At 42.0% G+C, this 14,225-nt stretch carries 12 protein-coding genes; 9 read left to right on the top strand and 3 right to left on the bottom strand.

Translation table 11 applies throughout. From position 1 onward, the window contains the following. Positions 1–17: 17 nt before the first annotated feature. Together GNIT_RS09075 and cysK are read right to left on the bottom strand one after the other, a co-directional pair. On the bottom strand, positions 18–476 hold the full coding sequence (locus GNIT_RS09075; protein ID WP_014108890.1) for a hypothetical protein: 459 nt from the start codon (positions 474–476) through the stop codon (positions 18–20). 229 nt (positions 477–705) lie between these two features. After that, complete coding sequence (gene cysK / locus GNIT_RS09070; RefSeq protein WP_014108889.1) at positions 706–1,671, bottom strand: cysteine synthase A; 966 nt, start codon at positions 1,669–1,671, stop codon at positions 706–708. A 270-nt stretch (positions 1,672–1,941) separates the two neighbouring features. On the opposite strand from cysK, the gene GNIT_RS09065 reads away from it, so the two are divergent. The 3 genes from GNIT_RS09065 (at position 1,942) to GNIT_RS09055 (ending at position 4,766) form a co-directional block, all read left to right on the top strand. Beyond that, positions 1,942–2,778, top strand: coding sequence for an AAA family ATPase (locus tag GNIT_RS09065; protein ID WP_014108888.1), 837 nt, complete (start codon positions 1,942–1,944; stop codon positions 2,776–2,778). After that, the gene (locus GNIT_RS09060; RefSeq protein WP_014108887.1) at positions 2,778–3,959 is read left to right on the top strand and encodes a vWA domain-containing protein; all 1,182 of its coding nucleotides are present in this window, start codon (positions 2,778–2,780) and stop codon (positions 3,957–3,959) included. Before GNIT_RS09065 ends, GNIT_RS09060 begins: the two co-directional genes overlap by 1 nt. Before the next feature lie 72 nt (positions 3,960–4,031). After that, positions 4,032–4,766, top strand: a complete 735-nt coding sequence (locus GNIT_RS09055) for a pseudouridine synthase (protein ID WP_014108886.1) — start codon at positions 4,032–4,034, stop codon at positions 4,764–4,766. On the opposite strand, the gene GNIT_RS09050 is transcribed toward GNIT_RS09055, so the two are convergent. Beyond that, positions 4,767–6,149, bottom strand: coding sequence for an MATE family efflux transporter (locus GNIT_RS09050; protein WP_014108885.1), 1,383 nt, complete (start codon positions 6,147–6,149; stop codon positions 4,767–4,769). It lies immediately after the preceding gene. A gap of 450 nt (positions 6,150–6,599) precedes the next feature. Here GNIT_RS09050 and GNIT_RS09045 point away from each other — a divergent pair, with 450 nt between their 5' ends. From GNIT_RS09045 to GNIT_RS09020, 6 genes are all read left to right on the top strand, one after another. Next, on the top strand, positions 6,600–7,787 hold the full coding sequence (locus GNIT_RS09045) for a thiamine pyrophosphate-dependent dehydrogenase E1 component subunit alpha (protein WP_014108884.1): 1,188 nt from the start codon (positions 6,600–6,602) through the stop codon (positions 7,785–7,787). Further along, the gene (locus tag GNIT_RS09040) at positions 7,787–8,764 is read left to right on the top strand and encodes an alpha-ketoacid dehydrogenase subunit beta (RefSeq protein ID WP_014108883.1); all 978 of its coding nucleotides are present in this window, start codon (positions 7,787–7,789) and stop codon (positions 8,762–8,764) included. The genes GNIT_RS09045 and GNIT_RS09040 overlap by 1 nt, the downstream gene beginning before the upstream one ends. Before the next feature lie 9 nt (positions 8,765–8,773). Further along, positions 8,774–10,468 (top strand): dihydrolipoyllysine-residue acetyltransferase, encoded by a 1,695-nt coding sequence (locus tag GNIT_RS09035; protein ID WP_014108882.1) that lies wholly within the window; start codon positions 8,774–8,776, stop codon positions 10,466–10,468. Positions 10,469–10,567: 99 nt separating this feature from the next. Beyond that, entirely contained in the window at positions 10,568–11,479 is a 912-nt protein-coding gene (locus tag GNIT_RS09030) for a 23S rRNA (adenine(2030)-N(6))-methyltransferase RlmJ (protein ID WP_014108881.1), read from the top strand. Continuing rightward, positions 11,479–13,314, top strand: a complete 1,836-nt coding sequence (locus GNIT_RS09025; protein ID WP_014108880.1) for a serine/threonine protein kinase — start codon at positions 11,479–11,481, stop codon at positions 13,312–13,314. Before GNIT_RS09030 ends, GNIT_RS09025 begins: the two co-directional genes overlap by 1 nt. Positions 13,315–13,345: 31 nt before the next feature. Beyond that, positions 13,346–14,206, top strand: a complete 861-nt coding sequence (locus GNIT_RS09020) for an acyl-CoA thioesterase (protein WP_041246368.1) — start codon at positions 13,346–13,348, stop codon at positions 14,204–14,206. Positions 14,207–14,225: the final 19 nt, after the last annotated feature.

Raw genomic sequence — 14,225 nt, 5'->3', positions numbered from 1 at the left:
TTAATACAATCCCTTAATTAAGGGATTGTATTTGACACTCCAGATATTTTCCAATCCCCAGATTCTTTGACCATTGAAATTGTTTTTAAGTCGACAATTTTATTGTGGTTATATGTGCCCGTAATTTTAACGTCAACAGTGGCTTCTTTTTTGAATTCAGTCATACCCTGAAAGCCACCAGAGACAGGTTCAACGGTCATCTCTGTCAGACGCAAATTGAGAACATGACGCTGAACGCCACTGTTAGTATGGTAGGACTTTAGTAGACGTCCAAATTTATCAGTTGATATTTTGATCGCATCGTCTAGGTTGTCATCTTCATAAATAACCATAATAAATACGAGTGCGGCATACTGCGGCGTTTCATCGCTCATCATGCCGTAGCGTCCGGCTTTTATTTCTCTTTCCGGTTTATTGCAAGCGGTCGCAGTAAGTGCAACTAGACATAATAAAATAACTTTGCATACTTTGTTCATAAACTTGTACTGCCGTAATAAATTGTGCTCGCAAGCATTATGCTTGCTTAATTCAGCCGCAAATTTCAATGATTGAAAACACGGGCACTATGCACGTAGTGTGTTTGTTTATCGGCAAAAAGTAAAGGGACTAAAAAGTCCCTTTACAAACTGGCAAAATAGCCTAATAAATTTACGTCTACAACGCTATGCGATAATGCGCTATTAAGCCGATACTCTGCTGAATCTTTTACTGGATTTCTTCTTCCGCGGTGAATTCATCAGCAAACAACGGGCTGCTTAAGTAACGCTCAGTGCCACTTGCTAGCAACACTACTACAATTTTATCTTTGTTTTCAGGACGCTCTGCAAAACGCTTGGCAGCAACAACAGCCGCGCCAGAAGAAATACCCGCTAGGATGCCTTCTTCTTTCATTAAACGTTTACACATCGCCATGGTATCGTCATTGCTGACTTGTTCAACTTCATCGATCATGCTTAGGTCAAGGTTGCCAGGAATGAAACCAGCGCCAATACCTTGAATTTTGTGAGGTCCAGGCGTCAATTCTTCACCAGCTCTCGCTTGCGTAATAACAGGACTATCCGTTGGTTCAACAGCGACAACCGTAATCGCTTTGCCCGCGGTATTCTTAATGTAACGACTTACGCCAGTAATCGTGCCGCCAGTGCCAACGCCAGCGACGAAAGCATCAACTTTGCCCTCTGTATCGTCCCAGATTTCAGGGCCGGTTGTTTTTTCATGAATTGCTGGGTTAGCAGGATTGTCAAATTGATTTAGGGGAACGTAACGTCCTGGATCCGCATCCATTAATTCTTGAACTTTTGCTAGCGCGCCCTTCATACCTTTAGGTGCTTCAGTAAGAATTAAGTTTGCTCCTAAGGCCTTCAATAATTTTCTACGCTCTAAACTCATGCTGCTGGGCATAGTTAAGGTTAATTTATAGCCACGAGACGCTGCAACAAAAGCAAGTGCAATACCAGTATTACCGCTAGTTGCCTCAATAAGCTCTTTGCCTTCCGTTAGTAATCCCTTTTTCTCTGCGTCCCAAATCATGTTCGCGCCAATGCGGCATTTGATACTAAAACTCGGGTTGCGGGATTCAATTTTTGCGTATACGTTACCGCCAGTAACTCTGTTAAGTTTGACTAGGGGCGTGCGGCCAATAGCAAGTGAGTGGTCGTCAAATGTTTTCATTATTGTTCCTTTAGTAAACAATTAGGACGAGTTAACTTCTCATAGAGGCTTGTTAAAAAAACAACTATCACCGAGAGTTACCCGTAGCTATTATTAATCTTTAGTGTTCTCTTTGTCGTAAAACTTTTAGAGTTGTACTTCACAGTTATAAGAGTATGCGCAAATAAAAAAAAACAAAGTGCTTTTTTGCTATATGTTATTTTATATTTCACGATTTTTATTTCACAATCATTATTTCATTTACGATAAAAACAAAAGTTGAGGGATCCCATGGGGTTTACTGGTACTAAGAATTACATTGCGAGCAAAGAACTGCAGTTAGCGGTCAAAGCAGCCATTACATTGGAAAAGCCACTTCTCATTAAGGGCGAGCCAGGCACCGGTAAAACAATGTTGGCAGAAGAGTTAGCGTCAGCGCTAGGCTCTGATTTATTGCAGTGGCACATAAAGTCGACAACCAAAGCCCAGCAGGGTTTATATGAATATGATGCCGTTTCACGCCTGCGCGACTCGCAACTCGGCGATGATCGAGTACATAATATAGGCAACTACATTGTTAAGGGCAAATTATGGCAGGCATTTACGGCTGAAAGTCGCCCCGTTTTGTTGATTGATGAAATTGATAAAGCCGATATCGAGTTTCCAAATGACTTACTACTAGAACTCGATAAGATGGAGTTTTTCGTCTACGAAACCCAAGAGAGAATTGTTGCTAAGCAACGTCCCATAGTCATCATTACCTCTAATAATGAAAAAGAACTGCCAGACGCATTCCTTCGCCGCTGCTTCTTTCATTATATTCAGTTTCCAGAAAGAGAAGAGATGACGCAAATTGTCGACGTGCATTTCCCTAATATCAAAAAAGATTTGCTTGAAAAGGCACTAACATCCTTTTTCCAAATCAGGGAAGTCAGTGGTATTAAGAAAAAACCGTCAACGTCAGAATTGATTGATTGGTTGAAGCTGTTAGTCGCTGATGACATTCCTGCGTCCGTATTGCAAGATAACGATGCAAAGAACGCACTCCCTCCACTGTATGGAGCCTTGTTGAAAAATGAGCAGGACATTCATTTATTTGAAAAACTTATGTTTATGGCGCGTCGTTAATGTTAATTGAATTCTTCTTTAAATTACGTGAATACCGTTTAAAGACGAGTATTACTGAATGGCTAGATCTAGTGAATGCGCTCGATCATGACGTTGTGCACGCTGATATTGAAGGTTTCTATTTTTTGGCGCGCACAGTACTGGTCAAGGATGAAAATCAGTACGATAAGTTCGATAAGGCATTTGCAGACTACTTTAAAGGCGTACAGTCGATTAATTTGTTTGATAAAGAAATTCCTGAGGATTGGTTGCGATCCGAAATGGAAAAGTTTTTAACTGACGAAGAAAAGAAAAAGCTAGAGGCGCTAGGCGGCCTCGATAAGTTGATGGAAACTTTGCAAGAACGCCTTAAAGAACAAGAAAAGCGTCATCAAGGGGGGAATAAGTGGATAGGTACTGGCGGCACTTCGCCGTTTGGGGCGGACGGTCACAACCCTGAGGGCGTGCGTATTGGACAGCATAAGAATCGTAACTTTTCAGCCGTCAAAGTGTGGGATAAACGCCAGTTTAAAAATCTTTCTAGCGACGTTGAAATTGGCACTCGAAATATTAAAGTTGCGCTTCGCCGTTTACGTAAGTTTGCTCGCACTGGTGCTAGTGAAGAGCTAGACATGCAGGATACAATTAGCTCGACCGCCAGAAACGCCGGTTACTTAGATTTAAAAATGGCTCCTGAACGCCACAACGCTATAAAGCTGCTGTTATTCTTTGATGTTGGTGGGTCTATGGATGCACACATCAAACGTTGCGAAGAACTGTTTTCAGCAGTGCACACAGAGTTTAAGCACATTGAGTTTTTCTATTTTCACAATTGTATTTACGAAGGTGTTTGGAAAGACAATCAAAGGCGCGGTCAGCAAACCATGGATGTGTATCAAATTATTCATAAATATGGCGCTGACTATAAAGCGATATTTGTGGGTGACGCTACCATGGGACCTTATGAAATAACCTATCCCGGCGGCAGCGTTGAGCATTGGAATGAAGAGCCTGGTGCTGTCTGGATGGAGCGCCTTCTGCAACATTTTGATCACGCAGTGTGGCTAAACCCGCAGCCTAAACAGTATTGGCATTATCATGCGTCACTGCAGATCATGCAGGAGTTGATGAAAAACAGAATGTACCCCTTAACAGTTGACGGATTAACAGAATCGATAAAAACCTTGTTGAAAAAGAGCTAAGTTACCCGCTATTCATTGCACAATAGCGGGTTAAGCTTGTATCATTGGCCGCGCTTATTACAGGGAAGCCAAATGTTAAAACGTCTTAATAAATACATCAGTGATTCCGGTTTTTGCTCACGTCGTGCAGCAGATGCTTTAATTGAAAAAGGCAGTGTCAGAGTAAATGGTGAGGTGCCAGAACTTGGCACTAAAATTGGTGTTGACGATCAAGTCACTGTGGACGGTAAGTTAATCAAACCCGTTGCAGAAGATAAAACTGACCGCGTTTATCTGGCTTACAACAAGCCTGTGGGTATCACTTGTACAACTGAACGTAAAGTGCAGGGGAACATAATTGATGCTATTGGCTTTCCGACGCGTATATTTCCTATAGGTCGCTTAGATAAACCTTCTGAAGGCTTGATATTACTAACCAGCGATGGTGATATTGTGAATAAGATATTGCGAGCTGAAAATGCGCATGAAAAACACTATCGTGTGGTTGTAAATAGAGTGGTTTCTGACGATTTCATTCAGAAAATGTCGTCCGGTGTGCCAATTTTAGATACAGTTACTAAGCCATGTGTCGTTAGGCGAGCAGGGAAGTTTGGTTTCGATATTGTGTTAACCCAAGGTTTAAACCGTCAAATTCGCAGAATGTGCGAATACTTGGGCTATGAAGTCACACGTTTAACTAGAAAGCGCATAATGCATGTCGATTTAAGTGGCATTAAGCCTGGGCAGTATCGACATTTAACGGCTGCCGAAATGACAGAAATGAACAAAGCATTGGAAGGTTCAACGAAAACCTTTACAGAGCGTTAATTATGCATAAGCTTTGACATCATGTGCCACGCGTTTTTGAATCACCTTAACGCGCCAAAACATTAATACTGCTGCACAACTCAATCCTGAGATAAAACCTATCCAAAAGCCTTTTGCTGCCATGACAGGGAAAAACCAATCTGTTAGGCCAAGAATAATACCAACGGGCAGGCCAACTAACCAATATGACACAAAACTTAGAATTAACATGGCCTTTGTGTCTTTGTATCCGCGCAGCGCATTCGCAGATACAACTTGAATGCCGTCGCTGAATTGGAAAAGAGCAGCGAAAAACAAAAGGCTAGAAGCGATCATAATAACCCCCTGATTTTCCGTATATAAAGCCGATATCTCAGTGCTCAAAATGACGGTCATTGTTGCCGTAAATAAGGCAATTACTATTGAACAAACCAGAGCGCAGTAAACAGATATTTTAGCGTTTAGCGCATCTTCATTGCCCACGGAGTAACCTATACGGATCGCTACGGCCATGCCAATACTCATTGGTAACATAAACATCAAAGAAGAAAAGTTAAGTGCAATTTGATGTGAAGCAACCACCTCTGCACCAAAACGAGCAAGCAACACCGCTACAACACCAAATAAGGTGACCTCAAAAACGATAGTGAAAGCTATCGGTAAACCAATTTTTAATTGTGAGAGCTGTAGGTCAAGTTTTGGCCAATGAAACTTCGTGAACAAGTCATATTGCTTCAACTTCTTGGCTATCATCATGTATAGCAAAGTAACAAATGCCATAACATAAATAACTAATAAAGTAGCAAGACCGCAGCCTGCGCCACCCATTTCCGGTAGACCAAACAAACCATTAATTAAAATATAATTTGCAGGAATATTAACCAGCAATCCGGCAAACATAATGATCATGGTGGGACGAGTGCTCGACAAGCCTTCACAGCAGTTTCGTAAACTTTGATACAAAGCAAAACCAGGGGCTGCGAGCAAAATATAAATGATATAATCTACCGTAATGGTTCTTACAGCGGCCTCCATTTCAATATTCTCAAGTAGTGGCACCACCACAAAAATAAGCAATAAGGCAAAAGCACTCAGTATTAAAGATAACCAAATACACTGATGTAGGGCGTTTGCGACTTTATTGGTTTGCTTGCTGCCCTGCAATCGACTGATGATTGGAGATAGACCTAAGGTTACACCTTGAATAAACATTAAGACGGGCATTGTGATGCTAAACCCTATGGCAACTGCGGCCATATCTGTATAACTGTAGCGGCCTGCCATGATAGTGTCTGAAACGCCCATTAGCGTTTGCGTCACTTGTGCAATAAGCAGCGGCCAAGCCAGCGTTAACAGCGTTTTCATTTCTGTTAGAAAGGCTTGTTTAGTAATTGTTTGGTTCAAGAGATTGGTTCAGTGAAAAATTTTTGCCGATACTAACATATTATTCGGGCAAAAAAAGAGACGTCCTACTAGTAGAATTGAGTAACAATTAAAACTGATACTTTTTTAGGTTTCTACACTATATAACTCCCTTGGTCGATGAATAACATATTCATGGGGACTAAAAAGCAACTCGGCTGATTATTAACTTATCAATAGATTTTGCTTTCAGTGTTAAAATGAAACGTGATGAATGCATTCCTGACAGGCATTGAAGAGGCCATCTCTTGCGGACGAAGATTTAACTCAAAGTTTGCAAATAGTTAACAAATAGGATGATTCATTCAAAAATATGCGAGAACAAGGTAGTTTATCATTTGTCGTTTGCAAAATATGAAAAAAATAGCAAAACACAAGAGATAAACCTTAACTAGAATATAGCCTGTAATTTAACTCTAATGGATGTTGAACATGCAAGACAGAAATCATCTTTCTGATGTACAAGCAACAAATAGCGTTTCCTTGATTGAAAATGGTCTGGTAGAAATACCGATGTTGCAGTTGCTCGATGAAAATGGACACGAAACCAATAAAGAACAAAGTCCAGAAATAAACGAGACAACGGCGAAGAGAATTTCAACGACAATGCAATACATCCGCTTGCTGGATGAGCGCATGGTGGGTGCACAGCGACAGGGTCGAATCAGTTTCTACCTTGCTTGTACAGGCGAGGAAGCATCGACCGTTGGTAGCGCTGCCGCTTTATCTGAAAACGACATGATTATGTCTCAATATAGAGAGCAGGGCGCACTGGCCTACCGTGGTTATACTACCGACCAATTTATGAATCAAATGTTCAGCAACCAATTGGACCCAAACAAGGGTCGACAAATGCCTATTCACTATGGTGATAAGAAATTGAATTTCATGACGATTTCATCACCATTAGGTACACAAATCTCACAAGCTGCAGGCTATGCATACGGACAAAAGATGGCGGGTGAGCCGGCCGTTACTATTTGTTATTTTGGCGAAGGCGCAGCTTCTGAAGGTGACTTTCACGCCGGCGTTAACATGGCGGCTGTACTGAACTGCCCAGTTATATTCTTCTGCCGAAACAACGGTTATGCCATCTCTACGCCTTCTGAGGAACAATTCAAAGGTGATGGTATTGCTTCTCGCGGCATAGGATATGGTGTCAAAACGATTCGGGTTGATGGCAATGATGTCCTGGCTGTGTATGCAGCGACTAAAAAAGCGCGGGAGATCGCGTTGGCTGAAAACTGTCCTGTATTGATAGAGGCGATGACCTATCGTTTAGCAGCGCATTCAACGTCGGATGATCCGAGTGGATATCGCTCTAAAAGCGAAGAAGACAAATGGAGAGCAAAAGACCCAATCGAACGTTTCAATAAATGGTTAGACGGAAAAGGTTGGTTCGACAAGAAAGCGACTGACGCATTTTTAGAAAAGTCACGAGCAGAAATACTAGCAGCTCTGAAGAAAGCTGAAAAAGTGCCGGTTGCTCCAATAGAGGACATCGTTGAAGATGTGTACGACACACCACCTTGGCACCTAAAGGAACAACTTGTTGAATTAAAAGCTCACATTGCTAAATACCCTGAGCATTATCCTAAAACCTCTGGGAGACTAAAATAATGGCGCAAATGAATTTATTACAAGCGATTAATAGCGCGCTAGTTACGGCAATGACAGAAGACGAAAAAGTCATGGTATTCGGCGAAGATGTTGGTCATTTTGGCGGCGTTTTTAGAGCAACCAGTAATTTGCAGCAGAAGTTCGGCAAAGGCCGTTGCTTCAACACTCCACTAACAGAACAAGGCATAATAGGCTTTGCTAATGGCTTAGCCTCACACGGTTCAGTCCCGGTAGCAGAAATACAATTTAGTGACTATATTTTCCCTGCGTTTGACCAAATTGTGAATGAAACAGCTAAATGGCGTTATCGCTCAGGTGGTCAGTTCACCTGCGGTACCTTAACTATTCGAACGCCTTACGGCGGTGGCATAGCAGGCGGACACTACCATTCTCAGTCGCCTGAAGCGTTCTTTGCACACATTCCAGGTATGAAAATAGTGATACCGCGTAACCCTAAACAAGCGAAAGGATTACTGCTTGCTTCAATTCGCGACGACAATCCTGTTTTATTTATGGAACCGAAAAAGCTTTACAGAGCTGCGGTTGGCGATGTGCCTGAAACTGATTATGAATTGCCATTGGGTAAAGCAGATTTAGTAAAGGAAGGTACCGACATCACTTTATTAGCATGGGGTGCTCAGGTCGAAATTATAGAAAAAGCAGCTGCGATGGCCGAGGAAATAGGCGTGTCTTGTGAAGTTATCGATTTGCAAAGCATATTACCTTGGGATGTGGAAACAATTTGTGAATCTGTTTGCAAAACTGGCAGACTGTTAATCAATCATGAAGCGCCATTAACGGGTGGTTTCGCAAGTGAAATTGCCGCAACCGTTCAAGAAAGATGTTTCTTGTATCTTGAGTCGCCAATTGCACGAGTCTGTGGACTTGATACCCCTTATCCGTTGGCGCATGAAAAAGAATACATGCCGGATCATCTAAAAACGTTTGAAGCTATTAAACGCACAATGGATTACTAGGAGGCAATAATGAACGAATTTATATTGCCTGATATAGGCGAAGGAATTGTAGAGTGCGAACTGCTTGAATGGTTAGTAAAAGAAGGCGATGTGATTGTTGAAGATCAACCCGTTGCTGAAGTTATGACCGATAAGGCAACCGTACAGATACCCGCAATGCACAATGGTGTAGTGAGAAAACTGCATTACAAAGAGGGTGATATTGCGAAGGTACATGCTCCTTTATTTGCTATGGACATTGAGGGCGAAGATAGCGATGAGGCAAATACTCCCGCAGCAAATAGTGACGCCGTTGTAAATGAATCAAGCGTAAAGGAAGCCCCTGCGAAAAGTCATAATGTATCTTCAACAGAAACACAATCTGGCGCTGGCAGCAGTGAAAAAATTGAAGCCTTTATTTTACCTGACATAGGTGAAGGCATCGTCGAATGTGAAATTGTGAAATGGTGCATCGAAGAAGGCGACTTGGTTGAAGAAGACCAAGTTGTGGTCGAGGTCATGACCGATAAAGCCGTAGTAGAGATACCAGCAAAGTATCAAGGAAAGGTTGTTAAGCTGCATTATCGGCAGGGAGATATTGCCCAAGTTCATACGCCTTTATTCGACCAACTGATACTTGCTGATGGCGCGACAACGACTGACGCTGCAGCGAACTCAGACACGAAAGCTGAACAGGAAAGTTCATCGAAAAGTGCTTCTTCACAAGCAACAACTCAACAGGTAAACACTTCAAACGAAGTGGGAACAGCCGAAAGCAATCGCGCAAAGGCCCTTGCTAGTCCGGCCGTGAGAAGGATCGCTAGAGAGTATAAAATCAATATTGCTATGGTTGCTGGCTCAGGTAAAAAAGGGCGTGTATTGAAGCAAGATATTGAGCTGTATGTTCAAAGCGGTGGCGCTGATAAACAAACTACTCAACAAGCGCCTTCTGCGTCAACGACCAACTCAGTTGTCAATGACGGTCGCCAAGCAAACAGTGGTTCGAATGTTTCGTCAGAAGTAAGCAAAGTAATCGCAATGCGCGGTATCAAGGCTGCAATGGCTAAACAGATGATGGCTAGTGTTAGCACCATACCGCACTTCACGGTGTCCGATGAACTGATTATGGACAATCTCATCGCACTGAGAGCACAGCTTAAACCTGAGTTTGAACAGCAAGGGGTGAAGTTAAGCTTCATGCCGTTTTTCATTAAGTCATTGTCGTTGGCCTTGAAATCCTTCCCTGAAATTAACTCACGATTAACGAAAGATGATGCTGAACTACACTATTTGACGTCGCACAATATTGGTATGGCGGTTGATTCTAAAATTGGTTTGCTTGTACCGAATATAAAGAATGTTCAAGACCTTTCGTTGTTTGAAGTTGCTCAAGAATGTGATCGAATTATTAACGCCGCGCGCGAAGGTAAGCTATCTAATACTGACCTGAGTAACGGAACGATTAGTATTTCAAACATCGGCGCATTAGGTGGAATAACAGCAACCCCGGTGATCAACAAACCAGAGGTCGCGATAGTCGCCTTAGGTAAAACTCAAAAATTGCCGCGATTCAATGATGCAGGAGAGGTTTTTGCGCAAAGTATCATGATGGTGAATTGGTCGGGTGACCATCGTGTCATTGATGGAGCAACAATGGTTCGCTTCAATAATTTATGGATGAGTTATTTGCAGTCGCCGCAAAAAATGCTGGTTCATCTGAAGTAAGCCTTTTTAACTTGGCGTCTATCATTGTAATATAGATGCATCAACGTGTTTTATTAGCCCGCATTGTGCGGGCTTTTTAATTTAAGAGTGAGAGTTTTTGTGCTCAGTTATCAACATTCGTTTCATGCTGGAAATCATGCAGATGTGCTTAAACATCTCACGCTAGTAGCTGTACTAGAACGCCTAAATATAAAGTCAAAACCCTATTTCTTTTTAGACACGCATGCTGGCGATGGTGTATACGAACTCAGCTCCAAGCAAGCTTTGCAAAATGAAGAAGCAAAAACGGGGGTGTTAAAATTCGACTTGGGCACTCAGACAGGTGAGGAGGATGACAAGACAACTGGAGATCTTCCCGCTTTTGTAGACAGCTATCTCAACATTATCAATAAATATATAGTAGATGGGCAGTACCCAGGGTCTCCTGTAGTTGCCTCTGCTTTGTTGAGAAAAGGTGATAACGCTTTTGCTGCAGAGTTACACCCGCAAGCATTTGAATCATTGAAGAATAATTGTCGTCGTACAGCAATCAAAGCACAGCATCGAGACGGATATGAAATGATGAATGCCGTGTTACCTCCGACGCCAAATAGAGGCGCTGTGCTGATTGACCCTCCTTACGAACAGTCAAGTGAATATGAGCAGGTCGTTGATGCAGTCTTCAGGGCGGTTAAACGCTGGCCAATCGGTATTTACATGATTTGGTATCCATTGCTTTCTGATACCAGAGAAGACAGAAAAACGGGTGAAATAGTCAATAATCCAAAAGCTGCATTGAGCGAAAAAATGTTATCTCAATTCTCAGGTCTCGATGTAAAGTCGGTATTGAACATTCAGTTTTGCTCAGTAAAACCATCAGCCGCAGTGGGCATGTATGGCTCTGGGATGTGTATTATAAACCCACCTTGGCAATTAGAGAATGACCTAAAAGACATTCTTGCGATCATTCAGAAACAGTTGTCAGGTGATAATAATCAGCTTTCAAAAGTAGAATGGTTAAAAACTGAATAATGAAGCAGCCACAGCTTAAACATTTCTATATCCCTGACGACCAATCGGTATATTTGCTGTCCCATAAGGACGCAAAGAAGCTCAAGAATTGGTTTGGCTTGTGTATATCCCAATTAAAAAAATTAGGCTATACCGATATCGAAATGATCGGCAAAGGTGCTTTTGGATTTGCATTTGCAGGTACTGACAAAAAGGGGAATGAATTAGTTTTTAAATTCTCTCGCATTACCTTGCCACAACATATACAAGACAGACTCGAAGAAGAAGCTTTTATGCAAGGCTTAGTTGAGCATCCGAATGTGCCTAAACTAATAGAGTTTCAGCGCATCAAACGGCAGTCAATCCTAGTAATGGAGAGAGCGACAGGCGTTGATCTAGAGAAGTATTCACTGCGTTTCGGTCCTTTGCCGCCCAGAGTTATTGTAAAAATCACCGTGCAGATTTGCGAAATTTTACGCTTTTTAAGAGAGTTTCAGCAGAATGGAGTATTTCGTCCGATTGTTCATGGCGACATTAAACCATCCAATTTAGTATGGGATGAAACACTTGAGCAGGTTTGCCTGATAGATTGGGGCTCATGCGTGTTTGCGCAAATAGATTCAAGCGGTCAAACCATTACTACCAATGTGATGGATCTAATGTCTGCCGACTTACAGCAAACCAATGCAAGACTCGGTGATGTGTACTTTATAGGTGACGATCAGCTTGATGGTAAATTATCGAGTCCAAGGTTTGATGAACAAGGCTTAGCGAGCACAATATATGCCTTAGCGTCAGGACAGGGATCGCGGTATGGGCGCAAAGCGATTCCCCCTGATTCGCTGGGTTTACCGATAGAATTTGCCAATGTGTTGGCCGCTTTAATGAGCGATGATGTTAACGAGAGAAATCAAGGCGGAGACTATTTATTGAAGCAATATAGCCGCTTTCGTCAGTGGGTGTTTGCTGAAGATAAGCTTCAAGATCATCCTTGTTTGGTGCCAACTTGGGTTCATCAGGAAGTTAAAGACATAGAAACGGTTGTTTATAGTTCGAGAAAGTCATATTTACGCCAGCAGGAAGGCATCGATATGAGCCAATTAAATTACATCGACGACGCGCAATTTGAACGCTACTATAAAAATTATTTACAGGGCATGGGTGAAACAGAAAAGGGGTTTATTGCCGCAGTCAGTCGTTTAGGTAAATATCCTGTTGTGGGAGGCTTAGCTATTCGCTGGGAAGACGAGGGTGTTTTTGTCGACTCTAGCCTCAATTTATATGACCCTAGTCTGCAGTTGTCCTTTGACAGAAGCGTTGATAATGTGATCAATTTAGCGAGAGCCATTCTGCGCAAAGGTGTTTTTAAAAGCTGTATGTTTAATGCAAAAAATACGCTACACGTTGAGCGTGTGACTGAGAAAAAGCCATTTATTCCTCACCCTAAAATGCAAATACCCTACGAATTAAGTAAAACATCGCTTGCCGAAAACGAAAGCCGTATGCATTCTTACTTTGAAGACGGCGATGATCCAGATGAATTACTGAAGTTACCAGAAGCGCTTATGTCAAAAATTAAAAGTCTAAATGCAATTCATCATACTGGGTGCATTATTTTTGAAGCACTTCCAAAGCATTTGAAAGTTCATAACTATTATACATTGCTCGATCACGGTATGGAGTTGGAATTTAAAAGCTTATTAAAAGAGATTATTGATTTGATCCCAAAAATTAATGGTTTAGGTATTTCTGGATTTATGAAACTACCTTACAAAGACACGCGATTTTTTAAGCATCAAACTAAAATGCAGCAAAAGTTTTACCCAAGAAACCCCAAACAAGAAGATAATTTGTAGTTAATTAACTATATGTCAAAGTGAGGTTACATTGTCAGACGTTAGATTAGAGTCATTGTTCGAGATGGAGAAAATTGAACAAGGTTTATATCGAGGCCAAAGTTGGGACCTAGGTTTTCGAGCGCTATTTGGCGGTCAAGTTCTGGGTCAGTCTATTGCAGCAGCCTACAAGACTGTTGAAGAAGGGCGTATTATTCACTCACTGCATTCTTATTTTCTGTTGCCGGGCGATGCTCAAAAACCGGTTATTTATGATATAGAAAATGTAAGAGACGGTAGAAGCTTTTCATCGAGGCGTGTAAAAGCGATACAAAATGGACGTACTATTTTTGATATGACTGCATCTTTTCATGCTCCAGAACCTGGATTGACGCACCAGTTCGCGGTTATGCCCAAAGTGCCCGACCCTGATCTCGTCGCACAGGATATTCGGTTTTATGAAGATAATTATGAACAATTGTCAGAGAGAATGAAGGAATCTCTAAGTTATCACCGTCCGGTTGATATTCGCACCGTAGACTCTGCTAATTCGTATACAGCGGAAAAACGTGCTCCTAAGCGTGCTATATGGTTAAAGGGAAGAGATAAACTTGATAGCCCACTGCAAGTGCATCAAGCATCGCTTGCCTACGCGTCAGACTATCATTTTTTAAGTACGTCTCTGCAACCTCATGGCTTAGCTGTGCATGATAAGTCCCTTAGACTAGCGACCATTGATCACGCTATGTGGTTTCATAAGCCCTTTAAATTCGATGATTGGTTGCTGTATGAAATGGAAAGTCCATTCAGTGGCGCAGGTCGTGGATTAGTGCAAGGCAAAATATTTGATAAGCACGGTAAGCTGGTCGCCACAACGGTTCAAGAGGGCCTTATGCGCCAAGTGGCGCCTTAAAATAATGGCCGTTTACTAG

Source organism: Glaciecola nitratireducens FR1064 (assembly GCF_000226565.1).
Taxonomy (GTDB): domain Bacteria; phylum Pseudomonadota; class Gammaproteobacteria; order Enterobacterales; family Alteromonadaceae; genus Glaciecola; species Glaciecola nitratireducens.
The sequence above is the reverse complement of the archived record's forward strand: the minus strand, read 5'-3'. Positions and strand labels throughout refer to the sequence as shown.

Excerpts from the sequence above, each read along its gene's own strand:
- GNIT_RS09075 (WP_014108890.1), bottom strand. The coding sequence starts at position 476 with ATGAACAAAGTATGCAAAGTTATTTTATTATGTCTAGTTGCACTTACT.
- cysK (WP_014108889.1), bottom strand. The coding sequence starts at position 1,671 with ATGAAAACATTTGACGACCACTCACTTGCTATTGGCCGCACGCCCCTA.
- GNIT_RS09065 (WP_014108888.1), top strand. The coding sequence starts at position 1,942 with ATGGGGTTTACTGGTACTAAGAATTACATTGCGAGCAAAGAACTGCAG.
- GNIT_RS09060 (WP_014108887.1), top strand. The coding sequence starts at position 2,778 with ATGTTAATTGAATTCTTCTTTAAATTACGTGAATACCGTTTAAAGACG.
- GNIT_RS09055 (WP_014108886.1), top strand. The coding sequence starts at position 4,032 with ATGTTAAAACGTCTTAATAAATACATCAGTGATTCCGGTTTTTGCTCA.
- GNIT_RS09045 (WP_014108884.1), top strand. The coding sequence starts at position 6,600 with ATGCAAGACAGAAATCATCTTTCTGATGTACAAGCAACAAATAGCGTT.
- GNIT_RS09040 (WP_014108883.1), top strand. The coding sequence starts at position 7,787 with ATGGCGCAAATGAATTTATTACAAGCGATTAATAGCGCGCTAGTTACG.
- GNIT_RS09035 (WP_014108882.1), top strand. The coding sequence starts at position 8,774 with ATGAACGAATTTATATTGCCTGATATAGGCGAAGGAATTGTAGAGTGC.
- GNIT_RS09025 (WP_014108880.1), top strand. The coding sequence starts at position 11,479 with ATGAAGCAGCCACAGCTTAAACATTTCTATATCCCTGACGACCAATCG.